This window comes from Kitasatospora sp. NPDC057904 (genome assembly GCF_042887925.1).
In the GTDB taxonomy this organism is placed as follows: Bacteria; Actinomycetota; Actinomycetes; order Streptomycetales; family Streptomycetaceae; genus Kitasatospora.
On sequence record NZ_JBHVOL010000024.1, the window covers coordinates 48,621 to 71,959 of the forward strand.

Here is a 23,339-nt window from a genome sequence, read left to right on the forward strand (position 1 = left end):
CCGCGCCACCTTCCTCAATGACTGCGGCCGGCCTCCGGAATCTCCATGAGGTCGAACAACTCGGCTGCTGCCAGATGGTTCTTCCCAGCCGTCGCGCCGTCGCCAAGTCCCGCGGCCGCTTGGGCCAGACCCAGGTACGCGGATGCCTGCTCAGAGCGGAATTGGATGGCCGAGGCGACCTCAAGCGCGTGGGCGTGCAGCGCCGTCGCCGATGTGTACCGCCCTTGTGCGGTATGCAGCCGACCGAGGATGTTCTCGGCCTTCGCCTGGCGGACCGGCGTACCACCGGACCGTGCGAGGATCTGGGCACGTTCCGCGAGCTCGGACACCGCGTCACTGTCGCCGAGACGGTGCGCTACCTCGGCGGACAGAGCCAGCACCAGGGCGACATCGCCCTGGGGCGCGCTCTCGTCGCACAACTCGCGGGCCCGTCGCAGACTCGCCTCGGCATCCACGTACTGACCCATGCCCAGCTGGGCGAAAGCCAGATCGGCCAGAGCCATGGTCTCGTTGACCGGGTTCGCGGTGTCCCGCTCCAGCTCAAGGGCCCGGAGGGCGGACGCCGCGGCCTCCGGATAGCGGCCCCATCGTGCGTACAGCGAGCTGAGATTCGTCTGAGTCTCCGCTTCAGCGCGGGCGGTGCCAAGTTCCCTGGCCAGTTCGACCGCGTGCTCCAACAGAGGAAGGGCCTTGTTGTACCGCCCCAGCATCGACATGAGCAGCCCGAGAGTGGACTCACTGTTCGCCTCGGCGTCACGGTCGCCGAGGCGTACCGCGATCTCGCGTCCCTCGCGGGCGACGTTGATGCCCTCCTCGAAGTAGCCGAGCTTCCAGCAAGCGGCGCCAAGACTGGACAGGCTGATACTCAACAGGACCGGATCGTCGAGCCGGCGCGCGGCTTGGACCGCGAGGCGGCCGAGTGCTCGGAACTCTTCGAAATGACCACCCGCGTTCAGATGGAAGACCAGGTCGCGGACCAGCCAGCCGGTGTGCCGGTCGTAGCCGAGCCGATCGGCCAGGTCCACGACCGCCAGCAGCCGCTGATGTTCGCGACGGAACCAGAGGCTGACGATCTTCTCTTCCGTCAGTTCCGGGAGCTCTCCCTGATACGGAGGGATCCCGGTTGAGCGGGCGGTACGGCCTGGGAACAGTACGTCGCAGGCCACGTTGGTGGCTGTCAGGTAGTAGCTGAGCAACCGCTGGACGGCGTCCGCGTCGGTCTGTTCCGTCATCGGTCCGTGCTGGCCCTGGGCGAAGCTGCGGACGAGGTCGTGGAAGGTGTACTCGCCCAATCCGGGCTGTTGGAGCAGATGTACGTCGAGCAGAAGTTCCAGAATGTCCTCGGCGTCCCGGACATCGGTGTCGAGCAGCGCGGCCGCCGAGTGTGCGTCGATGCCATCACCGGGGTGCAACCCGAGGACGCGGAACGCGGCGCGGTGCCTGTTGTCCATGGCCAGATATGACAACTGAAGCGTCACTGCGACGCTGCGTTCGCCCGAGCTCAGCTCGTCCATCCGGCGGCTCTCGTCCTGCAGTCGCTCGACGAGATGCCGCACGGTCCACCGGGGCCGGTTGCGCAGCCGTGCGGTGGCGATACGCAGCGCCAGGGGGAGATGGCCGCACAGCTCGGCGAGCTCGGCGGCCGCCTCCGGTTCGGCTTGCACACGGGCCGGGCCCAGCGTCCGTGCCACCAGCGTGGCACTGTCCTCGGGGGGCATCAGCCCCAGGGAGATCCACTCGATGCCGTCGAGGTCGAGCAACCGCACCCGGCTGGTGATGAGCACAAGGCAGCCGGGGGGAGCCGCCAACAGCGGCTGGATTTGAGCGGCGTCGGAGGCGTTGTCGAGGAGTAGTAGCATCCGGCGCCCCGCCAGTGCGGACCCCCATGTGGCGGTGCGGCCAGGCAGGTCCTCGGGTATCTGCTCGCTCGGCGTACCGATCGCGCGCAGCAGGATGTCCAGTGCTGTCGATGCCGGTATGGGGAGCTGCTCACCAGGGGTGAACCCGCGCAGGTCCACATAGAGTTGCCCGTCGGGGAACTCCTCGGTCAGCTGGTGAGCGGCGCGTACGGCCAATGAGGTCTTGCCCGCGCCGCCCATCCCGTCGATGGCTACGACCCGGGCGCCGTGCTCATCCGGCAATCTCTCGGCCCGGACCCGGCTGAGCAGGATTGCCAGCTCCTTGGCCCGGCCCGTGAAATCCGGCAGCGCATACGGCAGTGTGGAGACCGGACCGCGTTGCTCGGCCGGCATTCCGGAGGCGGCGGCGGGCGGCCCACCCTGCGGGGCTGTCAGCTCCGGACCCTCCCGCAGGATCCCCTCGTGCAGCTTGACCAGTCGAGACCCCGGATCGATGCCGAGCTCGTCGGCGAGCAACTCGCGTACCTTCCCGTACTCCTCCAGGGCGTCCGCCTGTCGTCCCGAGCGGTACAGGGCGAGCATGAGTTGGCCGCGCAGCGTCTCACGCAAGGGGTGTGCATCGACGAGTGCCCGCAGACTCGCGACAAGCTCGCTGCTTGCGCCGAGCTCGAGGCGCAGTTCGTGGAGCTGTTCGGCTGCGGTGAGACGGCGCTCCTCCAGCGCAGTTGCCGCGCGGCAGATCACCGGGCCGCCCTCACCCGCGAGGACGGGTCCCCGCCACAGATCGAGAGCACCCTGCAGCTCTGCGCAGGCATCGGTCAGCCTCCCGACGCCCATGGCTTGTGCCGCTGTCTGGATCCGTGCGTTGAAGTCGAGAAGATCGAGTTGGCTGACCGACGCGATCACCCGGTAGCCCGGGCCGTCCGTGCTGATCATCTCTCGACCGGACGGCAGGCGTCGGCGGAGATCGGCGACGGCCTTGCGCACCTGGTGCGACGCAGTCGCAGGAGGGTCCTCCGCCCAGACGGCCTCGACCAGTCTGGCAATCGGTACTACCCGCCCGGGTTCGAGGAGCAGGGTGGCCAGCACTCGCTCTTGGATGGTTCCGCCGAGACGCACTCGTATGCCGCCGGCCCATACCTCAAGCGAGCCGAGTACATGGAACCGGAGTTCCTGTACGGACGGAAACCCATCCTTTCCCGAGTCTGCGACTGTCATCGATCCTCTATCGCCCATCAGAATACCCAAGGTCAAAGGCTTGGTTTGGGGATCATAAGCCATCTGCCGCGCTGGTCAACAGCACCTTAGGCCCAGGTGAGAGCGTCCGCCTTGGGACGGACAACGGCGGGCAGGAGGGTGGCAGAGGTGCTCACGGTTGGACGGATCCCTTCGTTGAGCTGCGGTCTTCCCGACATGCGTACTTTGGCATGTGACATGCCGAAGTGCGTAGTCGATTTTCGGCAAGGACGTCTGCCGTGGGCGACATCGCGATGGTGGCCGACGGCCAGTGGGGAGTCGGCGCACAGCCCGACCAGTGGCCGGACGAGGAGACGGTGGAGCGCCGGGTCGCCGAAGGCCGGCGCGTGGAGCTGACGATGGAGGAGCCGGCCCGCGCGGTGGGCCCCCGCGCCGAAGAGGGCCACCGCGACGAGAATCAGAGCTGACCGCTCAACGTCGGGCCCCGTTGTGGGCGCCGAGGTCGAGGGTGCAGCGGCCATCAGCCCGAAAGCTGACCGGAGCCGAGCCCGCTGCATTCCTTGAGCTACGTGATCTTGTCACGGAAGCGCTGAGTGCGGACCTGGGTGAGGTTGGTTGGCGTCGCGTCTGGCCGGCCTGTCTCGCCAGGGCCGCGGGTCTCCGAGGTACTACGCCTGAAACTGCCGAACCGGAACTCACTGGCCTCGCACGGAGCCGGCGGGCGACTTTTGTCATCGATGGTCTTGAGGACCCGTTTCAACAGTTCAGTAACGATGCTGTTCAGCAGCGTGCTCTGAGGGCGCTCTTGACCGGTTGCCCCGAATGGCTTCGCTCGATTCGAGGGCGCCCGCTGGGCCTGGTGGCGTTCATCCAGCGCGACCTTCTGCTCAACTCCGTTCAGCAGAACGCCCAGCAGTTCCTGGAACGTCATCGCGCGTACGAGCGCGGATTCAGGCTCGCGACATCGTCGTCTTCCCAGGTGAGGCGGTCGAGGACTCTGTGGGCGACCCGAAGCGCTGGTCGGATCGACTGCTGACGCCGCCGGCGATGCGCCGAGCCCTTCCGACCTGCAGCGCGCAGAAGATCGCCGCCATGGAGCTGGAGAACGCTCCGGTCGGCAAGCTGTTCCGCGATCGGCGAGACCTGCCGGATGAAGTTCGCAAAGTCCCCTTCGCGCTGGAGTCCGTTCAGCTGGAGCCGGCGGATACTCGACTGCTCGAAGCCAGTGGCGCGCTCTTCCGCGAGAACGATCGCTATTGGATTCCCGAGATATATCGCCACGGGCTCAAATTCGGGGTCAGCGGTGGGGCCGGCCAAGAGTGGTGCCGATTACCAAGCTCATTCGCGATCGCGATGGCACCTGAACGCTTCTGGGCTGTAAGGGAGAGGGCACCCGGCCTTTCGTAAGGGCCCTCTCTCGGGTGGCCTTTCCGGCGGTTGGCTTCCATCGGCCGATTGGCGCATTGTGGGAATCGGACAAGACGTTCCGCCAATCGGGGCCCCTTTCGGTTTGCGGGGTTGAGTGATCGTGAGGGCTTCTGGGTGAAAGCGGGGAGGGGGAGGGCCCGACGCCGGTTGGTGGCTGGGGCGGCTTCCGCGCGGTCGGACGGGCGGAGGGTCAGGACGGTTGGGTGATCCGTTCGGCGTTCTTCAGGTAGGCGAGGACCGCGAGGACGCGGCGGTTGTCGTCGGCGGAGGCCTCGATGCCGAGCTTGGCGAAGATGTTGGCCGTGTGCTTGGCCACCGCGCTCTCGCTGATGTGCAGGGTGTGCATGATGGCGGCGTTGGAGCGGCCCTCGGCCATGAGTTCGAGGACGTCGTGTTCGCGCGGGGTGAGGGCGGCGGTGGTGCCGCGGGCGTCGCTGCGGGCGAGGAGCTTGGCGATGACCTGGGGGTCCATGACGGTGCCGCCGGCGGCGACCGTGCGGACGGCGGCGACGAACTGGGCGGTGTGGGTGACGCGGTCCTTGAGGAGGTAGCCGATGGCGCCCCGGCCGCCGGCGAGCAGCTCGTGGGCGTAGAGCTGGTCGACGTACTGGGACAGGATCAGCACCGGCAGGCCGGGGCGGGCGCGGCGGGCTTCGAGGGTGGCCTTGAGGCCCTCGTCGGTGAACGTCGGGGGCAGGCGGATGTCGACGACCGCGACGTCGGGTTCGTGTTCGCGGAGGGCGCGCAGGAGTTCGGGGCTGTTGTCGACGGCGGCGACGACCTCGAACCCGTGGTCCTGGAGGGTCCGGATCAGGCCGTCCCGGAGGAGGAAGAGGTCTTCGGCGATGACGACGCGCACGGTATCTCCAGGGTGGCGGTGGTCGGCCCGCCGGGCGGGCTCTGCAGGGCGAGGGTTCCGTCGAAGCTGCCGATCCTGCGCCGGATGCCGTGCAGGCCGCCGCCGCGGGCGGGGTCGGCGCCGCCGTGGCCGTCGTCGGTGACGGTGACGCGCAGGACGCCGTCGGTGTGGACGAGACGGATGCGGACCTCGTGGGCGTCCGCGTGTTTGCCGGCGTTGGCGAGCAGTTCGGCGACGGCGAAGTAGGCGGCGGACTCGACGGGGGTCGGGAGGCGGCCGGGCAGGCCGTTCTCGACGAGGACGTCGAGGTGGCTGTCGAGGGCGAGGGAGCGGACGGCGTCGCCGAGGCCCCGGTCGGTGAGGATCGGCGGGTGGATGCCGTGGACGAGGTCGCGGAGGTCCTGCAGGGCGCGGGCGGAGGCGGCCCGGACGTCGAGGAGGAGCTCGCGGCCGGCCCGCGGGTCGGTGTCGAGGAGGCGGGTGGCCCGGTCGAGGGTGAGGCCGAGGGCGACCAGCCGGGCCTGGGCGCCGTCGTGCAGGTCCCGCTCGATGCGCTGGAGTTCGGCGGCCTGGGCGTCGAGGGCGTCGGCCCGGGTGCCGGTGAGGTGCTCGATGCGGCGGACGAGTTCTGCGGTGTGCGGTGCGGAGAGCATGCGCCGGCTCCAGGTGGCGTGGAGGTCGAGGGTGGCGGGGGCGAGGAGGAGTCCGGCCGCGATCGACCCGAGGCCGAGGCCGGCGGCGGCCAGCATCGTGGCGGTGGACTCGACGGGGACGAAGGCGTACCAGTTGTCGGGGCCGAGACGGCGCCAGACGAACGGCTGGACGAGTACGCCGAACAGCCCGAAGTCGACGAGCGCGAGCGGGCCGGCCACGAGCAGCCCGCCGACCAGCGGCTCCAGCCAGGCCCACCGGAGGTCGTGCCAGAAGCCGTCGTCGCCGAGGACACGGGCCGCCCCGGTCCGGCGGCCGGTGCCGTGGCCGCCGAGCGGTCCGGGCGGGCTGATGGGTGTGCCGCTCCACCGGGTGGTCCAGGACCGGTACCGGTCGGAGAGCGTGCGCAGGGCCGCCGCGGCGCGCGGCAGCAGCGGGAGGCCCGCGCCGACGGGGAGCAGCAGGAGCGCGCCCACGACGAGCGAGCCGGTCGCGGAGACGAGGAGGCCGTTCAGCGAGAGCAGTTGGCAGCGGCCGAGGGCGGTCGCGCGGTCGACGAGCGGGCGCACCGCCCCCCGAGCCGTCAGCACGTGCTCTCCCCCGGATCGTCGGTCGGCGCCGATGTCGGCGCGCATGTCGGCCCGCATGTCGGCGCGCATGTCAGCGGGCCCCGTCCGCGATCGGCAGGATATCGGCCGTCAGTTCACGGATGACCCACGGGACGGCCGTGACCAGGGCGGCCAGGCCGAACAGCACCATGGACAGGTCGGCGTCGGCGGCCGGAGCGCTGCCGGAGCCGTCGTCCATGAACAGCAGCATGCCCAGGTTGACCAGGGTGTGGAAGCCGCCTGCGAGCAGGAGGCGGTTGGCTCCGGCGCGCTCCAGGCCGAGCCCGAGGACGACCGACATCGCCACGGTGGCCAGCAGGAACCCGCCCGCGTAGGCCGGGTCCTGGCCGAAGACCTGCACGTGCCACGCGCCCCAGAGCAGCCCGATCGCGACCGAGGACGTGAACGGGCCGAACCTCGTCCGCAGGAGCGGCTGGAGCAGGCAGCGCCACCCGATCTCCTCCCCGCACGCGCCGACCAGCTGCGCCGCCACGATGAGCGCGAACGGGCTGCCCAGCGTGCCCGGATCGGTGACCCGGAGGACGCCTTCCACCCACGCGTACGCGCCGGCGCCCAGCGCGATGATCAGCACGGCGCTGAGCAGCAGCCCGGCGCCGCGGGCGTGGCGCCGGGCCGTCGACCCCGCCGGGTCGACGGCCCGGCGGGCGGGCAGGGCACCGGAGAGCCGACGCCGGATCCGGGACGGCCACAGCAGGGCCACGGCCGCCACCCCGAGGGCGGGACCGAACTGCGTCAGCTGGATGACCACCGTCGGTATGCCGGTGGCGGGTTGGGCCGCACCGAGGGCCCCCGCCGCGAGGAACGCGACGGCGAGGAACACGCCCGCCTCCGCCTTCCACGCCACCTTGCCCGCTGTCACTGCCTTCTCCGTCCGCATGTCGTACGCCCCCTAGGTGATCGTCGTCCTGTGTGCCGTACGGGCCTCCGAGCGGCCCGTACCTCTCGGAGACGACGATTCCGGTGCGTGGACCGGAGGCCATTGCGTGCAGCTGTCCGGCCGGGGTGCAGCCAGCTGCACCCCCGCTCAGCCGCGGAGGGTGTAGCCGCCCCGGAACACCCACGAGTCGGGTGCGGTGGCCCGGCACTTGGCGCCCCGGGCCGGGGCGCTGTAGTCGAGCGCGTCGGCGCCCGCCCAGCCGACCCGCTGCTCCCCGCTCGCGTCGGCGGGGTAGAAGGTGAGGCCGGTCTCGGGGTGCCAGGTGCTCGGGGCGGGCTTCGGCTCCTCCTGGCCCGCGGGGACGGTGAAGTGGAGCGACTCGATCGGGCCGGTCACGGTGACGGCGCCGTCGGCGCCGGTGACGAGGCAGTCGACGGCGATCTCGGCCCGCACGGCCGACTTGTCGGGGAAGACGTGCTGGACGGTGGCGTGGCCGCGCGCGTCGTGGCCGGTGGTGGTGCGGGCGTCGACCTGTGCGGTGAACCGTTCGTTCGGGAGGGGCCCGGGGCCGCGGTAGTTGAGGAGCGTCCAGGCGTGCAGGTGCTGGTGGCGCGGGTGGGCGGCCTCGGCGGCCTGGGCCGGGGCGGTGGTCACCGCGGCGACGGCGGCCGCGGCGGTGGTGAGCGCGAGGCCGGCGATGAGCTTGCGCATGGTCGTTCCTCCGGATCGGTGAGGGGAACGGGACTCGCTCCCCTCGGCACGTCAAAGATCCCTGGAAGGACTGGACTTGGGCCTCCACCCCGAGGACGGACCGCCTCCCCCGCGCGGGGGAACCGCCCGCTCACCGGGTGGACTCCCGTATCGCCTCCAGAGCGAGCGCGCCCAGGGCGAGGGCGGCCGCCGTGGCGGCGACGGCGGCCGGGGCGGGGCCGCGATCGGGGTCGACGCCGAGGAAGTCGAGCCCGGCGAGGTGGTTGACCATGCCGTACCAGAGCATCGGGTAGAGCGACTGGAACAGCCGCGGGCCGCGGGTGACGCTGCCGCAGAGCAGCGCCAGGGCGGGCACCAGCAGCACCCCGGCGAGCGCGGCCGCGACGGCCCGGAGCTGCCCGGCGGCGAGCAGCCGGGCGATCGGGGCGGCGGCGACGGCGAGCGCCAGGACGACCCCGGCGAGCAGGCCGGCCAGCAGCCGACGGGCGGGGGCCGGGCAGGCGGCGAGCAGCTCGCCGACGCTGCCGCCGTCCGTCCGGTGGCCCATCCGGGACCAGAGCAGCACCGGCCAGAGCATCGCGAACGGCAGCACCGCGTGGGTCGGGCCGTCGGGCCGGGTGACGGCTGCGAGCAGGGCGAGTCCGAGCGTGCCGGCCCACCACAGGCGCCGGCCCTGGACGAGCACGCGCAACTCGCCGGCGGTGGCGGCGAGCAGGGTGCCGCCGGCCCGGGAGGGCGCCGTTTCCGCCGGGGTCATCCGGGCCGGGTCGAGGTCGAATGCGGCCGGTCCGGAGGCAGTAGGACCGGACGCGGGCGCGCCGGGGGAGGCAGGGGAGCCGGGTGAGGCGGGGGAGCCCGGGGACCCGGCCTGCCGGGCGGGCCGCCGGACGGGCGACGCGGCCCGGTCGAAGCGGTGGAACCAGGCCGCCCCGGCCAGCGCAAGCGCCACCGCGACGGCCGCCGTCAGCCCGGCGTGGCCGAGCAGCCCGCCCGCCTCGCCCGGACCGAGTCCGGGCCAGTCGAAGCTGCCGCGCACCCGGTTGTCCGCCGTGAGCCCGACCCCGAACTCGACCGTCTCCGCGGGGTAGCCGCTCGCCGCGATGACGCTGCGGATCGAGGCCGTGATCAGGCGCATGCCCAGCAGGTCGTACCCGCGGCTCGCCTGCGCGCCGAGGACGCCGGTCAGCCAGAGTACGGACCAGAGGAGCATGCCGGGGCCGTCGCGCAGCCCCGGCACGGTGTCGAAGAGCACCGCGCACCCGGCGACCGCCGCCAGCAGCGGCAGGGTGATCAGCACGTACGGCAGCAGCAGCCGCACGACGTCCACGTCGTCGGAGTCGCCCTTGAGCAGCTGCACGGCGAGCGCCGTCCCGGCGAGGGCGAGCAGCATCGAGCCGAGGACCAGCAGGTTGCTGAGGAACTTGCCCGCCAGGTAGGCGAGCCGGCTGAGCGGGGTGGCGGCGAGGACCTGGCCGACGCCGGTGCGCTCGTCCCGTGCGACCGTGCCGCGGGTGATGCCGAAGCCCGCCAACGAGAGCCAGACGGCCCCGCCGAGCGCCGTCACGGTGCCGACGTAGCCGCTGGTGTAGCGGCCGAGGTGATCGCTGACCTGGAAGACCTGCCAGCGGGAGTCGCCGACCGGCGCGGCGAGCAGCCCGAGGCCGAGCGTGCCGAGCAGGACGGCCAGGTAGCCCGGCCGGCGCCGCCGTTCGCGGAAGTCGGCGAGCGCGAGGGCGCGGACGGCGCCGGCCGTCACCATGCCGCCACCCCCTCGGCGACCGGTGTGGCGGGGCCGGCGGCGAGCAGCAGGTACGCGTCGTCGAGCCGGGGCTCGGCGGGCTCGGCCTGCGGGGCCGGCCGCTCGGGGGCGAGGACCCTGACCCGGACGCCCTGCGGGGTGCGTGTGGTGCCGCCGAGGAGGAACCGCGAACGCAGCACAGGGAGTCGGGCCGGATCGACGGTCAGCTCCCAGACCCGGCCCGCGGCCGTCCGGAGCAGCCCCTCCGGGGTGTCGTGGTGCAGCAGCCGGCCGCCGCCCATGACGGCGATCCGGTCGGCGGTGGCGGCCACGTCGGAGACGATGTGGGTGGACAGGACGACGATCCGCTCGGCGCCGAGCCCGGTGAGCAGGCCGCCGAAGCGCAGCCGCTCCTCCGGGTCGAGGCCGACGGTGGGCTCGTCGACGATCAGCAGCTTCGGGTCGTTGAGCAGCGCCTGGGCGATGCCGACCCGCTGGCGCATCCCGCCGGACATCGCGCCGAGCCGCTGCCCGGCGGCGCCGGACAGGTTGACCAGGGCGAGCAGTTCGTCGATCCGGGCCCGGGCCGAGCGCCGCCGCAGGCCCTTGGCGGCGGCCAGGTAGCCGAGGAACTCACGGGCCGTCAGCTGCGGGTAGACGCCGAAGTCCTGCGGCAGGTACCCGACCGTGCGGCGCAGCGGGCCGGGCCGCCGGGCGATGTCGGTGCCCTCCCAGAGCACCTGCCCGGAGGTGGGCCGGGTGACGGTGGCGAGGATCCGCATCAGGCTGGACTTCCCGGCGCCGTTGGCGCCCAGCAGGCCGAGGACGCCGGGCCGCAAGGTCAGCGAGAAGGAGTCGACGGCGCGCCTGCCGCCGCCGTAGTCCTTGGTCAGGTCGTGGATCCTGAGCTCCAACGCTCGGCCCCCCGGGTGCGTGCGGCCGGGCGTCGCACGCTTGGTCGTTGCACGCCGGCCCGGCAGTCGGCGTCTTCCTGACCGCCATGCTTCCGCGGCGCCGCGCACCCGCACATCTGCCGTTCGGGAGATATCGGAGGGCTTTCGTGCGCCGCAACCCCCCGAAAACGCCTGGTGGGTGTGCCGATCGGCACACCCACCAGGCGTTCGAGCGGAACCCCGAGTGGAGCGCGGGGTCCGCGGGGCTACTCGTCGTCGAGCCCGCCGACGTCCTCGCTGCCGTCCGGGGTGCCGCTGATCGCGTATCCCTGCCGGCGCGCCTCGTAGCAGGCGACCGTCGCGGCGGCCGAGACGTTCAGCGAGCCGACCCGGCCCAGCTGCGGCACGAACACGACCTGGTCGCAGATCGCCAGCGCCTCCGGCGTGATCCCGCGGTCCTCGTGGCCGAGGACGAAGGCCACCGCCGGCGTCAGCTCGGCCGCGAACATCGGCACCGCGTCGTCCGCCAGCTCCAGGCCGACCACCTTGAAGCCGTCCGCCTTCGCCGCCGCGACCGCCTCGGCGACGGTCGGGAAGTGCTCGACCTTCAGGTACTTGTCGGTCCCCATCGCGGCCTTCTGCGCGCCGGACGAGCGCACCGACGGGGTGTCCCCGGTCAGGTACAGCTTCTCGGCGCCCATCGCCGCGCCGGTCCGCACGACCGAGCCGACGTTGAACGGGGACTGCAGGTTCTCCAGGATCAGCGCGAGCCGGAACTCGTTGCTGCGCCGCCACGAGCGGTGCAGGCGCTTCAGTTCGGTCCCGCGGAGCTGCTTCACGACGTCGTACCTCGTCCACTCTCGGAGCCCTCGCCCGTCTCCGGGCGGGGCCGCGCTTCCAGAATCCGGAACCCGTTGACCGACGCGATCCGGGAGGTCGGGTAACCCTGCTCGGTCAGCCACTTCTGCAGCGAGTCCGAGCCCAGGTGCTTCTGCACGACCAGGAACGCGGAACCGTCGGGGGTCAGCCGGCCGAGCCAGTGCGTCAGCAGCCGGCGCAGCGCGGCCTTGCCGATCCGGATCGGCGGGTTCGAGTAGATGGTGGCGAACCGGAGGTCCTCCGGGACGTCGTCCGGCAGCGCGGCCTGGACGTTGCCCAGCCCCAGCGCTCCGGCGTTCAGCCGGACCAGCTCCAGCGCGCGCTCGTTGACGTCCACCGCCCAGACCGGGAGGCGCTTGCGCCGGGTCGCCCAGGTGAGCGCGATCGGGCCGTAGCCGCAGCCGACGTCCAGGATCGGGCCGCGCACGCGCGGCTGCGGGGCGTGCTCCAGCAGGATCCGGGTGCCGGGGTCGAGCCGGCCGCGCGAGAACACCCCGGCGTCGGTGGTCAGTTCGAGGGTGAGGTCCGGCAGGGAGACCGTGATCGGCCGGCGCTCGCTGGCGACCTCGGGCGCACCCGTGAAGTAGTGCGAGCCGGACATGTGCTTCCCCGTCGTTCGTGTGGGCCTCGGGGCCACCGGGTGGGTGCGGGTAAGCCCTGGTACGGCACCGATCGTACCCCCGGCGGCCCCGGCCGCGTTCTGTCCGGCCGGGGCGCGGGCCGGGGCGCGGGCGCGGGCCGGGGCCGATGCCCTAGAGGGTGCCGGGGGTCTTGCGGGTGGTCACGTTGATCCGGTTCCAGGTGTTGATCGTGAAGCAGACCGACATCAGGTGGGCCAGCTCCTCCTCCTCGAAGAGCGCGGCGGCCCGCGCGTACACGGCGTCCGAGACGCCGCCGCCGATCGCGGTGACCTCCTCGGCCAGCGCGAGGGCGGCGCGCTCGCGCTCGGTGTAGACGCCGGCCGGGGCGTCGTGCCACACCGGGAGGAGGTAGATCCGCTCGTCGGTCTCGCCGGCCTTGCGGGCGTCCTTGACGTGCATGTCCAGGCAGTAGGCGCAGCCGTTCAGCTGCGAGGTGCGCAGTTGCACCAGCTCGACCAGGGCCGGGTCCAGGCCCTCGCGGGCGGCGGCGTCCAGGGCGATCATCGCGCGGAACACCTTGGGGACGGTGCGGGCGTAGTCGAGGCGGGCCGGGGCTGCGGTGATCTCGTTCGTCGTCATGACTACGACTCTAGGGACGGAATGCACCACGGGAATGGGTCATTCGATCACCGGATTCGTGGGTCAATCGCGGCCTGCGGGCCGGTCCGGGCAACACGCCGGAACCGGGCCGGCACTTCGCGTCCGGGCGCCCGGCGGCGGATACTGCCAGTACTGCCCAGCACCGCCCGCGCACCGCCACCCGGCGCTCGTGGGAGCCTCCGAACAGCGAGGACGGACGCCATGCCGCAGAACCACGAGGACTACCTCATCGACGAGGCCGTCGAGACCGTCGAACCCGACGACGAGGCGCCCGAGGGCGACGAGTACGACGAGGTCGCCGAACGCCGGGCCCTCGGCGCCGACCCCGCCACCGACCTCGCGGACGCCGCCGAGCAGAGCCGAGTGGTCCAGCTCGACGAGGACGAGTACCGGGAGTAGCGGCCGTGGCGCGCCGGCCGCCGCGGGCTCACAGGGCGCGGCGCCGCTGCAGCCAGGCGAACGCCGCCCAGCCCGGCAGGACGGGCAGGATCAGCGTCAGGCACCGGTAGAGCACGACGGCCGCCACCGCGCCGCCCTGCTCCATCGACGCGGCCGACTGCAGCAGGGCCCCCAGGGCCCCGTCCATCACACCCGCCCCGCCCGGGGTCGGCGCCGCGTTGCCGATCGGGCTGCCGATGAGGAACACCACCGCGACCGCCGCGAACGACGGCTCCTGGCCCACCGCGCGGGCCGAGCAGTACAGGCAGGTGGTCAGGCACATCGAGACCATCAGCTGCCCGGTCACCCCGACCGCCAGCCGCCCCGGGTTGCGCAGCAGCTCCAGCAGCCGCGGCAGCACCTCCGCCGTCAGCGGCCGCAGCCGCGCCGCGAGCCACCGCCGGGCCGGCGGCACCGCCGACACCGCGGCCAGCAGCACCGCCGCCCCCGCGAGGCCGCCGGCGACGGCGGGCAGCGCGTCCAGCTCCGAGCCGCCGGGCTCCTGGCCGAGCAGGTAGACGAACGCGCCCAGCTGGAGCAGGTGCAGCACCAGCCCGATCAACTGACCGACGCCGACGCTGGACAGCGCCTGCGCGGTCGGGATGCCGGCCTGCTGCAGCAGCCGGGTGTTCAGTGCGACGCCGCCGACGCCGCCCGGCGACACCAGCTTCGCGAAGGACCCGGCCACCTGCGCGAGCACGGCGTTGCGGAAGTCCAGCCGCTCCGGCACGAAGCCGACGAACCCCATCGCCGCGGTGACGTGGCTCGTCGCGGCGGCGAGGACGGCCAGCAGCAGCCAGAGCGGATCGGCGTCGGCCACGGCGGCGATCGGGTTCCGCTCCGCCGAGAACAGCTGCGGGATCAGCAGCCACCCGGCCACCACCCCGCCCGCCACCGCGAGCAGCGTCCGAGGCCGCAACCGCTCCAGCTTCACCGGCCGCACGGCCGCCTGCGGCCGCAACCGCAGGACCTCGGCCCGGATCCCGTCCAGGAGGTCCGGCGCCTTGGCCTCGGCGGCCGGCCCGTCGGCGGCGGGGGCGGTGGCCGTCGGGGTGACGGTGGGCCCGCTGGAGGCCGGCTGGGCGGTCCCGGGGCGGCTCCCGGCGGCAGCCTCGGTGGGGGAGGCGGCCGTCTGGGAGGCGGTCGGCCCGTCGGCGTCGGGGCGGGCGGTGACCAGGGGGGTGCCGGTGGTGGCTTCCCCGCCGTTGCTGGAGGACGCGGTTGCCTGAGAGGCGGCAGGGCCGTTGGTGCCGGGGCGGGTGGTGACCAGGGGCGTGCCGGAGGTGGCTCCGGCCGGTCCCGTGGCCGCAGGCCGGCGCTTCAGGGAGTGGCGGGTCGTGGGGGCCAGAGCTATCGGCTGGAGCAGGGGGAGGGCGGCGGCGACGGGGTCGGGGCCCAGGGCGGCGATGGCGGTGCGGACGGAGCGGGCCGGGCCGGCGCGCAGCGCGAGGGTGGTGAGGAGCTGGGCGATGTCGCTGCGCAGGACGAGTTCGCTGGCGGCGATGTCGCCGTCCGCGAAGTCGACGAGGTGCACCGCGCCCGCCGGGTCGACCAGGAGGGCGGACGGGGCGAGGGCCCGGTGGGCGATCTCGCGGCGCTGGAGGAGGGCGAGCTGGTGCCAGGCGTCGGTGAGGAGGTCGTCGGTGATCTCGTCGTCGGCGAGTTCGTCGAGGGTGCGGCCGGCGAGGTGCTCGTACGCGATGAGGGCGGTGTCCTGGCCGAGTCCGGCGGTGGCGGCGATGCGGCGGGTGCGGACGCCGGCGGCGACGGCCGCGTACGAGACCAGGGCCTCGTGCTCCAGGCCGGTGCGGGGGGAGCGCAGGGCGCGCGGGTGGGGCGCGGTGCGCAGCCGCAGGCGGCGCCAGGCGCGGTGCAGGGCGGCGGCGGTGACGGCCTGGCGGTCGAGGACCTGGACGTCGAGGTCGGGGCGGCCGTCGGCCTGCCGGACGAGGTGGCGGTAGGGCCCGGCGGGGTGGACGGCGGTGGGCCGCAGGCCGCTCTCGCGCAGGCCGCGGAGGATCTCGGCGGGCCGGGGCCGCGGGTCCGGGGTGCCGACGGCGTAGAGGACGCCGTGGGCGGCGGTCCAGCCGATGAGCAGCCCGAGGAGGAGCGCGGTGGGGGTGGCGTAGCCGGCGGCGAGTCCGGCGAGGCCGGAGAGGGCGAGGACGGTCCAGGGCAGGCGCCGTTCGCGGCTGCCGGAGGCGGTCAGGAAGGCGAGGGCGGGCGCGAGGTACCCGTACACGGGCTCGGTGTGCCCGGTGTGCCCGGTGGGCCCGCCGGGCAGGGCCTTGGTGAGGGAGGCGAGCAGGGAGGCCGGGGCGAGCCCGTCGGCCCACATGCCGACGGCGAGGGTGAGGCCGTACGCGAGGACGGCCGCGAGCAGGCCGTCCGAGACCTGCTGGAGGGCGCGCCGCCGGTCGGGGCCGAGGAGGCGGCGGACGGCGAGGCCGACGGGCAGGAGCAGGACGGCGGCGGTGGTGAGGCCGCCGGCGAGGCCCGCCAGGGGGCGGGGCACCAGTTCGGTGGCCCCGGAGATGTCGGCGGCCAGGCCGCTGGTGGTGGCGCGGGCGTAGTCGGCGAGCAGGAGCGTGAGGGCGGTTCCGAGGAGGCCGGTGAGCAGCCGGACGAGGGCGACCGGCTGCCGTATTCGGCCGGTGTCGAGCACCCGGGCAGGGACGCCCCCGCCCGCCCCGGACGCGGGAGCGCGCTCCGCCTGCCGGGGCCGTTGCCCCGGCAGGTGCCCGGGCGCAGCGCCCGTCCCGGCACCGTCGGCCCCCGCGCCGCCGGTGCCGCCGTCCGTTCTCCCCGTCACGATTGCCACGGGGGGCATGCTCCCATGCCCCCCTGAGGGCGCGCCGTGAGCCGAGAGGCCAGCAGCGGCCCCTCACGCCTGCCGGGTGGGCAGCGCGACGACGTGGCGCAGGTTGACGTGCCGGGGGCGGGTGACGGTGTAGGCGATGAGGTCGGCGATGTCGTCCGCGCCCAGGGCCGGGATCGCCTCGAACATGCCGCCGAGCTGCTCGCGCAGGGCCGGGTTGTCGATGTGCCCGCCGAGTTCGGTGTCGGTGAGGCCGGGCTCGACGGCGCTGACCCGGACGTCGCGGGGGCCGAGCTCGGTGCGCAGCGCCGCGGACAGCTGGGTGAGGCCGGCCTTGGTGGCGCCGTAGACCGCGTAGTTGGGGAAGACGACGTGCGAGGCGATGGACGAGACGTTGACGAGGTCGGCGGCGCGGCCCTCGGCGGCGGCCTCGACGAGGTCGGGGGTGAAGGCGCGGACGATCCGCAGGGCGCCGGTCAGGTTGGTGTCGATCATGCGGGCCCACTCGTCGATGCGGCCGTCGTCGAGCGGGTTGGGCAGCATCACGCCGGCGTTGTTGACCACCAGGTCGACCGGTCCGAAGGCGGCGTGGACGGCCTCGGCGGCGGCGTCGACGGAGGCCTGGTCGGTGATGTCCGCGGTGACGGCGACGGCCTGGCCGCCGGCCCCGGCGATCTCGGCGGCCAGGTCCGCCAGCCGGTCGGCGCGGCGGGCGAGCAGGGCGACGCGGGCACCGCCGGCGGCGAGCAGCCGGGCGGTGGCGGCGCCCATGCCGCTGGCGGCTCCGGTGACGACGGCGGTGCGGGTGGCGAGGGCGGGGTAGCTCATCGGGAGGCTCCGGGGCTGGGGCGGTCGGGCTGACGACGACCACTCTGCTGCGGCGGCGGACGGCTACCCAGGGCCGAGCTCTTCCCGGGAACCACGGACCCGGGAACCACGGACCCGGGAACTCCTTTCCTGGGAACGGCAGTACCACCCTCCCGCGCCGTCCCCCGGACTACGCTGCCGGGCATGGAGAACAGCCTGGGGGACTTCCTCCGTTCGCGCCGGTCCCGGATCCAGCCCGAGGAGGTGGGCCTGCCCTCGCACGGCCGCCGCCGGGTGCCGGGGCTGCGCCGGGAGGAGGTGGCGCAGCTCGCGGGCGTGAGCGTGGACTACTACGTCCGGCTGGAGCAGGGCCGGGGCGGCAGCGCCTCGGACACGGTGCTGGACGCGGTGGCGCGGGTGCTGCGCCTGGACGACGTGGAGGCGGAGCACCTGCGGTCGCTGGCCCGCCCGCCGAAGCCCTCCGCCGTCTCCGCCGCGCGCGGGAGGCAGCAGGTGCGCGAGGGCACCAGGCTGCTGCTGGACATGATGGCGGGGGTCCCGGCGTTCGTGCTGGGGCGCCGGATGGACGTCCTCGCGTGGAACGGGCTGGCGGACGCGGTGCACGGCTACTCGTCCCGTCCGGGGAGCGACACCAACGCCGCCCGGCAGGTGTTCCTCGACCCGGCGGCCCGCGAGTTCTACGTGCAGTGGGAGGCGGTGGCGGCGGAGACGGTCGCGTACCTGCGGCGGGACGCCGGGCTGCACCCGGAGGACGCCAAGCTGGGTGCGCTGGTGGGCGAACTGTCCGTGCGCAGCGAGGAGTTCCGCCGCCTGTGGGCCGATCACCAGGTCCGCGAGAAGACCCACGGGGTGAAGCTGGTCCGGCACCCGCTGGTCGGCGAACTCGACTTCGGCTACGAGACCCTGGGCGTGCACGGATCGCCGGAGCAGCTGCTGGTCGCGTTCACGGCGCCGGCCGGCTCGCCGACCGCGCAGAAGCTCGCGCTGCTGGCGAGCTGGACGGCGGACGGGAGCCCGGCCCGGGTGGAGTGAGCCGCTGCTCCGCGGCCCTTCTCGGGCGTGTCTTCGCGCCCCGCCCCGGGCGGGCGTCACTACCCTGCGGGCATGACCGCCGCCTGCGAAGACCTCGCCATGGCCCCCGAGACCATCCGGCCCGCCCCGCCCGGCGACGGCTGCGCCGACTGCCTGGCCGAGGGCCGGCGGGACTGGGTGCACCTGCGGATCTGCCTGGACTGCGGCCACGTCGGCTGCTGCGACTTCTCACCGGGGCGGCACGCCACCGCGCACTTCCACGCCTCCTCGCACCCGGTGATCCGCTCGTACGAGCCGGGGGAGGACTGGCGCTGGTGCTTCGTCCACGAGGCCATGGGCTGAGCTGCGCCGCCGTCGGGTGCGGATTCCCGGTGGCACCCGGCTCCAAGCCGGATAAAATCCGGACATAGCGCTCGTCCGATTTTCGAAGCGCAGCGCCCGAGCGGCCACCGGCCGACGTCCGTCGCCGTCGGTGACCGCCGAAGGGAGGCCGACGATGACCAAGCGAACACCCGCCAGCACCGCCAAGCTCCGCCAGGGCACCCAGGACCTGCTGGAGCGACGCGGCATGGCCAGCAGCCCCAAGCAGCTCGCTCCACGCGTCCGCACCGGCGGCACCTCCGGCGCGGCGGCCGGGTACGCCGCGGGCGACGCGTTCCGCCACGGCGGGCGCGACACCGGGACGGCGGTGGCGCACGCCGCTCCGGCGATGCACGCCGAGCTCAAGGGCCACCGGCACCGCGGCGCCGAGAAGCACTCCGCGCACTGAGCGGCGCCACTGCCGCCGGGGGTGGGCGTCCGCGCCGGGCGCCCACCCCTGACGCGTGCTCAGGTCCGGTTGGGGCGACCGCCGGAACGTGCCGGGTCGACGTGTCGGACCCCTGCGGTACGGTCGTCGCGTCGGCCGAAGGGCGGCCAGGGCGACGGGGGCGCACGATGACGGACGTGATCACCGAGGAGCCGGTCGAGGTCCAGCTGGAGCGGTACCGGACGGAACTCACCGGCTACTGCTACCGGATGCTCGGCTCGGTCTTCGAGGCCGAGGACGCGGTGCAGGAGACGATGGTCCGCGCCTGGCGCGGCCACAAGAACTTCGAGGGCCGGGCCGCCCTGCGCTCCTGGCTGTACCGGATCGCCACGAACGTCTGCCTGGACGCGCTGAACGGCCGCAACAACCGGGCCCGCCCGATGGACCTGGCCGGCCCGGTGACGGTCGCCACCGCGAGCGACGCGCAGCTGCCCGAGATGACGTGGATCGGCCCCGCGCCGGACGGCCGGGTGCTGCCCGAGACGGGCGACCCGGCCGACGTGGCGGCGCAGCGCGAGTCGGTGAAGCTGGCCTTCGTGGCGGTGCTCCAGCGCCTCGCGCCGCGCCAGCGCGCGGTGCTGATCCTGCGTGAGGTGCTCGGCTGGCGGGCCGCCGAGGTGGCCGAGCTGCTCGGCGTCACGGTGGCCTCGGTCAACAGCGCGCTCCAGCGCGCCCGCGCGGTGCTCGCCGGCGACGGCGCGGCCGCCCGCCCGGCGCCCGCCCTGGACGACGACCACCGCGCGCTGCTGGACCGCTACGTCAGCGCCTTCGAGGCCTACGACATGGCGGGCCTGGCTGCGCTGCTGCACGAGGACGTCACGCTCAACATGCCGCCGTTCGCGATGTGGCTGCGCGGCAAGGACGAGATCCGGGCCTGGATGCTCGGCCCCGGCTGCGGTTGCCGCGGCTCGCGCCTGCTCCCGGTGACGGCCAACGGCGGTCCGGCCTTCGCGCAGTACCGGCCGAGTCCGGCGGGCGGGCACGAGCCGTGGGCGCTGATCGTGCCCGAGGTGTCAGACGGCCGGATCACCGGGCTCACCAACTTCCTCGACACCGACGTGCTCTTCCCGCTGTTCGGCCTCCCGGCCCGGTTGGAGGCCGAGTAGCGGCGGGGGAGCCACGGGCAGGACGTCGGCCAGCCCGCTGAACGCGAGCAACTCCCGCAGCGGGCCGCTCGCGTTCAGCAGCAGCACGCCCACGCCGTGCCGGGCGGCGGCGAGCCGCAGCCGGGCGAGGGCGTCGACGACCGCCAGGTCGGGGGCGGTGAGCGCGCCGAGGTCGCAGGTGAGCGTCCGGCCGGTGGTGGTTCGCTTGGTCTCCATGCGGGTTGGACCGCTCCGGCGGTCGCGAATCATCGGTCCGGCGCAGGTTCGCAGGTCCGGTTCGGGTGCGCGGGTCCGGGTGGTCCGCCGGGTCCGTCCGCCCGGCGGCCGCGGTGGCAGAGTAGGGGCCGCAGGGACCACCGTTGCCGCAGCCACCGGCTGTGGGCACCGCGCCGAGGAGGAACGCCGTGTCTGCTGAGCCTTTGAAGTCCCGTGAGGAGTGGCTGGCGTCCCTGCCGCGGATCTACGCGGCGGCCGGCTGCCTGCTGCGGGACGAGTCCGGGCGGATGCTGATCGTGAAGGCCGGGTACCGCGAGCACTGGCAGTTCCCGGGGGGCACGATCGACCTCGGCGAGGGGCCCGCCGAGTGCGCCGCGCGGGAGCTGGAGGAGGAGACCGGGATCGTCAAGGCCGCCGGCGACCTGCTGGCGATCTCCTGGACCCACCCCTCGAACGAACTCGACCACCCGGCCGAGCACTTGCTCTTCGACTTCGGCACCGTCCCGGACGGCACCCCCGTGACCGTCCCGGCCGGTGAGCTCGACGACTACCGCTGGGTCCCCGACGAGGAGGCGCTCGTCCTGCTCGGCCCGTCCCGTTCGGCGCGGCTGCGGGCCGCGCTGGAGGCGGCCGTCGACGGCCGGGTGCGGATCGTCACCACGAGCGTGTCGGGATTCTGACGGGGTGTCGGGAGGGCGGCGCGGGCCCCGGGGCGGTCGACCGTCGCGGGGCCCGTCCGTGGTTCAGGGCTGCCTCGGGTCCTCGCTTCGGGCGGCGACGATGGCGGTGAGGGCCTCCGAGACGAACGTCTCCGTCTCGGCCTTGTCGACGTTCAGGTCGGCGAGCACGCCGGTGCCGTTCGCCTGCTCCAGCAGGGCGAGCAGGATGTGCTCGGTGCCGACGTAGTTGTGGCCCAGCTTGAGGGCCTCGCGGAAGGTCAGCTCCAGCACCTTCTTGGCCTGCGCGTCGAACGGGATCAGCGCGGGCAGTTCGGCGGCGGGGGCCGGCAGGGCGGCGCCGGCGGCGGCGCGGACCGCCTCCGCGTCGACGCCCTGGGCGGCGAGCGCCTTGGCGCCGATGCCCTCGGGTTCGGCGATCAGGCCGAGCAGCAGGTGCTCGGCGGTGATCTCGGCGTTGCCGGCGTTCCTGGCCTCCTCCTGCGAGACCACGACGACGTGCCGGGCGCGGTCGGTGAAGCGGGCGAAGCCCTGGCTGGGGTCGAGGTCGTCGGGGGTGGCGGGGTCCTTGGGGACGAAGCGCTTCTGGGCGGCCTGCTTGCTCACGCCCATGCTCCGGCCGATGTCGGTCCAGGACGCGCCGGAGCGGCGGGCCTGGTCCACGAAGTGGCCGATCAGGTGATCGGCGAGTTCGCCCAGGTGGTCGGCGGCGATCACCGCGTCGGACAGCTGGTCGAGCGCGTCGGTGTGGACCTTCTTGATCGCGGTGATCAGGTCGTCGAGGCGCAGCGGAGTCGTGCTGGGAACAACGGGATTCTCCATGCGTCAACCGTAGGTTGTCGATCCTGCATCGTCAACCGATAGTTGACGATACTGCCGGGTAGGCTTCGGGCGGTCGGGTGACGGAGTGGAGCGAAGGTGTCGGACATGGCGGCTGACCTGCGGATCATCACCCTGCCCGAGGCCGAGGTGCCCGCCGGACTCAAGCTGCGGGTGGCCGAGTTGCAGGATCTGGCGTGGCCGGGCCCGCCCGGTCCGTCCGCCGCGCCCGTGCACGATCCGGCCCTGCGCCCGCTCTCCATGCTGCTGCTGGACGGCGCCCGCGTGGTGGCCGCGCTGGACGTGCTCTCCAAGGAGATCGTCCACGCCGGGCGGACGTACGCGGCGAGCGGCCTGTCCACCGTCGTCACCGACCCGGCCTGCCGGGGCCTGGGGCACGGCCGGCGGCTGGTGGCGGCGGCCCGCGCCACCGCCCGGGAGCGTGGCGCGGACCTCGGGCTGTTCACCTGCGACCGCGAGTTGCGGGGCTTCTACGAGAGCGCGGGCTGGGAGTGCCTGCCGGGCGCGGTCCTGGTCGGGGGCACGGCGGAGGATCCGTTCCCCAGCGACCGGGAGGGCTTCGACAAGGTGACGATGGCAGCCTTCTTCACCGCGCGCGCCGAGCACCACCGGGCGGACTTCCCGCACCGCCGGATCGCCCTCCACCCCGGGACGGTCGACCGGCTCTGGTGAACGACCGGCTCCGGCGGCGGTCCGGCGGCGGTCGGGCAGCGGCCGGACGGCGGTCAGGCCGCGGGCACCAGTCGGGCCCGGACGGCGGCGACGTCGGCCGGCGTGACCCCGGCGGCGAGCAGGTAGCCGGCCGGGTCGAAGCCGTCGAGCGTGTCGGCCAGGGCGGCCTCGGCGGTGGTGCCGGCCTCGGCGAGCACCGCGTCGATCCGGCGGTACTGGTCCGGCAGGCCCAGCATTCCGTACAGCGGACGGACGTTGGGGCCGCTGAGCAGGTAGTCCTCGGCTATCGCGGCCGGGCGGACCCCGGCCAGGGCGAGCAGGAGGAGGGCGGCGAGGCCGGTGCGGTCGCGGCCGGCACCGCAGTGGACGACCACGCCGCCGGGCCGGGCGCCGGCCACCGTGGTGACCAGTTCGGCGGCGGCGTGCGGGCAGTGGTCCAGGTAGGGGCGGAGCGCGAGCGGGGTGCCGTCCAGCCGTCCGTACGTCTCCCACCAGGCGGGGCCGGCGAGTTCGTCCAGCGGGACGCGGACCAGTTCGACGCCCTCGGGGCGGGGGAGGAGCGGCTTGTGCTCCTCGGCGTTGCGCAGGTCGACGACGGTGCGGACGCCGTGGTCGAGGAGGGCGTCCCAGCCCTCGGCGGTGAGGCGGTCGAGGTTGTCGGCCCGGACGATCGCGCCGCGGGCGGTCGGGCGGCCGGAGACGGTGGGCAGTCCGCCCAGCTCGCGGACGTTCAGGCAGCCGTCCCAGACGAGGGTGCGGTCCTCGGTGGTGGTCTGCGCGTGCGTCCGGTTCATGCTCCCACCTCGCTGCGCTCGGCAGGGGCATTCACCCACGTGCACCTCTTCATGGCTCGCTCGCTCCGCTCGCTCACAGGGTTCCCCGTTTCGTCGTCCGGGGGCCCGTTACCCCCTCGTTATGAAGGACTATCGGGAGATCCGGATG

General features: G+C 73.7%; 25 protein-coding genes. 9 read left to right on the top strand and 16 right to left on the bottom strand.

From position 1 onward, the window contains the following. Positions 1–14: 14 nt before the first annotated feature. Positions 15–2,948, bottom strand: coding sequence for a BTAD domain-containing putative transcriptional regulator (locus ACFVSN_RS37595; RefSeq protein ID WP_387957908.1), 2,934 nt, complete (start codon positions 2,946–2,948; stop codon positions 15–17). Positions 2,949–3,334: 386 nt separating this feature from the next. Between ACFVSN_RS37595 and ACFVSN_RS37600 the strand changes: the two genes are divergently transcribed. Further along, on the top strand, positions 3,335–3,523 hold the full coding sequence (locus ACFVSN_RS37600) for a hypothetical protein (protein WP_380504131.1): 189 nt from the start codon (positions 3,335–3,337) through the stop codon (positions 3,521–3,523). Positions 3,524–3,621: 98 nt separating this feature from the next. Here ACFVSN_RS37600 and ACFVSN_RS37605 read toward each other — a convergent pair whose 3' ends face one another. Beyond that, positions 3,622–3,987, bottom strand: coding sequence for a hypothetical protein (locus ACFVSN_RS37605; protein ID WP_387957910.1), 366 nt, complete (start codon positions 3,985–3,987; stop codon positions 3,622–3,624). Between the two features lie 161 nt (positions 3,988–4,148). On the opposite strand from ACFVSN_RS37605, the gene ACFVSN_RS37610 reads away from it, so the two are divergent. After that, positions 4,149–4,463, top strand: a complete 315-nt coding sequence (locus ACFVSN_RS37610; protein ID WP_387957912.1) for a hypothetical protein — start codon at positions 4,149–4,151, stop codon at positions 4,461–4,463. Between the two features lie 211 nt (positions 4,464–4,674). Here the strand turns inward: ACFVSN_RS37610 and ACFVSN_RS37615 are convergent, their stop codons facing one another. The 9 genes from ACFVSN_RS37615 to ACFVSN_RS37655 form a co-directional block, all read right to left on the bottom strand. Beyond that, positions 4,675–5,343 carry a response regulator gene (locus ACFVSN_RS37615; protein ID WP_380435648.1) on the bottom strand — a complete coding sequence of 223 codons (669 nt, stop codon included), beginning with the start codon at positions 5,341–5,343 and terminating at the stop codon, positions 4,675–4,677. Continuing rightward, positions 5,295–6,653, bottom strand: coding sequence for a histidine kinase (locus ACFVSN_RS37620; RefSeq protein ID WP_387957914.1), 1,359 nt, complete (start codon positions 6,651–6,653; stop codon positions 5,295–5,297). The genes ACFVSN_RS37615 and ACFVSN_RS37620 overlap by 49 nt, the downstream gene beginning before the upstream one ends. 1 nt (position 6,654) lies before the next feature. Further along, positions 6,655–7,482 (bottom strand): CPBP family intramembrane glutamic endopeptidase, encoded by an 828-nt coding sequence (locus ACFVSN_RS37625; protein ID WP_387957916.1) that lies wholly within the window; start codon positions 7,480–7,482, stop codon positions 6,655–6,657. 165 nt (positions 7,483–7,647) lie between these two features. Further along, positions 7,648–8,211 carry a hypothetical protein gene (locus ACFVSN_RS37630; protein ID WP_380435654.1) on the bottom strand — a complete coding sequence of 188 codons (564 nt, stop codon included), beginning with the start codon at positions 8,209–8,211 and terminating at the stop codon, positions 7,648–7,650. Positions 8,212–8,341: 130 nt separating this feature from the next. Continuing rightward, positions 8,342–9,970, bottom strand: a complete 1,629-nt coding sequence (locus ACFVSN_RS37635; protein WP_387957918.1) for an ABC transporter permease — start codon at positions 9,968–9,970, stop codon at positions 8,342–8,344. Then, a complete protein-coding gene (locus tag ACFVSN_RS37640; RefSeq protein ID WP_380435658.1) occupies positions 9,964–10,863 on the bottom strand; it encodes an ABC transporter ATP-binding protein in 900 nt (299 codons plus the stop codon). Before ACFVSN_RS37640 ends, ACFVSN_RS37635 begins: the two co-directional genes overlap by 7 nt. Positions 10,864–11,108: 245 nt before the next feature. Next, positions 11,109–11,681: a TrmH family RNA methyltransferase gene (locus ACFVSN_RS37645; protein WP_380435660.1), complete on the bottom strand. Its 573-nt coding sequence runs from the start codon at positions 11,679–11,681 to the stop codon at positions 11,109–11,111. After that, the gene (locus tag ACFVSN_RS37650; RefSeq protein WP_380435662.1) at positions 11,678–12,322 is read right to left on the bottom strand and encodes a class I SAM-dependent methyltransferase; all 645 of its coding nucleotides are present in this window, start codon (positions 12,320–12,322) and stop codon (positions 11,678–11,680) included. The genes ACFVSN_RS37645 and ACFVSN_RS37650 overlap by 4 nt, the downstream gene beginning before the upstream one ends. A gap of 151 nt (positions 12,323–12,473) precedes the next feature. Then, positions 12,474–12,941: a carboxymuconolactone decarboxylase family protein gene (locus tag ACFVSN_RS37655; RefSeq protein WP_387957921.1), complete on the bottom strand. Its 468-nt coding sequence runs from the start codon at positions 12,939–12,941 to the stop codon at positions 12,474–12,476. Positions 12,942–13,163: 222 nt separating this feature from the next. Here ACFVSN_RS37655 and ACFVSN_RS37660 point away from each other — a divergent pair, with 222 nt between their 5' ends. Then, complete coding sequence (locus tag ACFVSN_RS37660; protein ID WP_363650026.1) at positions 13,164–13,361, top strand: hypothetical protein; 198 nt, start codon at positions 13,164–13,166, stop codon at positions 13,359–13,361. A gap of 28 nt (positions 13,362–13,389) precedes the next feature. On the opposite strand, the gene ACFVSN_RS37665 is transcribed toward ACFVSN_RS37660, so the two are convergent. Continuing rightward, entirely contained in the window at positions 13,390–16,221 is a 2,832-nt protein-coding gene (locus ACFVSN_RS37665; RefSeq protein ID WP_387957923.1) for a lysylphosphatidylglycerol synthase domain-containing protein, read from the bottom strand. A 63-nt stretch (positions 16,222–16,284) separates the two neighbouring features. After that, positions 16,285–17,046 carry an SDR family oxidoreductase gene (locus ACFVSN_RS37670; RefSeq protein ID WP_380435668.1) on the bottom strand — a complete coding sequence of 254 codons (762 nt, stop codon included), beginning with the start codon at positions 17,044–17,046 and terminating at the stop codon, positions 16,285–16,287. Between the two features lie 183 nt (positions 17,047–17,229). On the opposite strand from ACFVSN_RS37670, the gene ACFVSN_RS37675 reads away from it, so the two are divergent. The 4 genes from ACFVSN_RS37675 to ACFVSN_RS37690 all read left to right on the top strand — a co-directional run bounded on the left by ACFVSN_RS37675 (position 17,230) and on the right by ACFVSN_RS37690 (position 19,992). Beyond that, positions 17,230–18,078 (top strand): helix-turn-helix transcriptional regulator, encoded by an 849-nt coding sequence (locus ACFVSN_RS37675; RefSeq protein ID WP_380435670.1) that lies wholly within the window; start codon positions 17,230–17,232, stop codon positions 18,076–18,078. 72 nt (positions 18,079–18,150) lie between these two features. Further along, entirely contained in the window at positions 18,151–18,420 is a 270-nt protein-coding gene (locus tag ACFVSN_RS37680) for a UBP-type zinc finger domain-containing protein (RefSeq protein WP_380435672.1), read from the top strand. A gap of 154 nt (positions 18,421–18,574) precedes the next feature. Further along, positions 18,575–18,847 carry a hypothetical protein gene (locus ACFVSN_RS37685; RefSeq protein WP_380435674.1) on the top strand — a complete coding sequence of 91 codons (273 nt, stop codon included), beginning with the start codon at positions 18,575–18,577 and terminating at the stop codon, positions 18,845–18,847. A 167-nt stretch (positions 18,848–19,014) separates the two neighbouring features. After that, positions 19,015–19,992 (top strand): sigma-70 family RNA polymerase sigma factor, encoded by a 978-nt coding sequence (locus tag ACFVSN_RS37690; protein ID WP_380435676.1) that lies wholly within the window; start codon positions 19,015–19,017, stop codon positions 19,990–19,992. Here ACFVSN_RS37690 and ACFVSN_RS37695 read toward each other — a convergent pair. Next, positions 19,900–20,208 carry an STAS domain-containing protein gene (locus ACFVSN_RS37695; RefSeq protein WP_380435678.1) on the bottom strand — a complete coding sequence of 103 codons (309 nt, stop codon included), beginning with the start codon at positions 20,206–20,208 and terminating at the stop codon, positions 19,900–19,902. The genes ACFVSN_RS37690 and ACFVSN_RS37695 overlap by 93 nt on opposite strands. Before the next feature lie 188 nt (positions 20,209–20,396). Here ACFVSN_RS37695 and ACFVSN_RS37700 point away from each other — a divergent pair, with 188 nt between their 5' ends. After that, positions 20,397–20,888 (top strand): NUDIX domain-containing protein, encoded by a 492-nt coding sequence (locus ACFVSN_RS37700; protein WP_380435680.1) that lies wholly within the window; start codon positions 20,397–20,399, stop codon positions 20,886–20,888. A 63-nt stretch (positions 20,889–20,951) separates the two neighbouring features. On the opposite strand, the gene ACFVSN_RS37705 is transcribed toward ACFVSN_RS37700, so the two are convergent. Then, a complete protein-coding gene (locus tag ACFVSN_RS37705) occupies positions 20,952–21,707 on the bottom strand; it encodes a Clp protease N-terminal domain-containing protein (protein ID WP_380435682.1) in 756 nt (251 codons plus the stop codon). Positions 21,708–21,812: 105 nt separating this feature from the next. Between ACFVSN_RS37705 and ACFVSN_RS37710 the strand changes: the two genes are divergently transcribed. After that, on the top strand, positions 21,813–22,397 hold the full coding sequence (locus ACFVSN_RS37710; protein WP_387957926.1) for a GNAT family N-acetyltransferase: 585 nt from the start codon (positions 21,813–21,815) through the stop codon (positions 22,395–22,397). A gap of 53 nt (positions 22,398–22,450) precedes the next feature. Here the strand turns inward: ACFVSN_RS37710 and ACFVSN_RS37715 are convergent, their stop codons facing one another. Further along, a complete protein-coding gene (locus ACFVSN_RS37715; RefSeq protein ID WP_380435686.1) occupies positions 22,451–23,191 on the bottom strand; it encodes a tyrosine-protein phosphatase in 741 nt (246 codons plus the stop codon). Between the last annotated feature and the right edge of the window lie 148 nt (positions 23,192–23,339).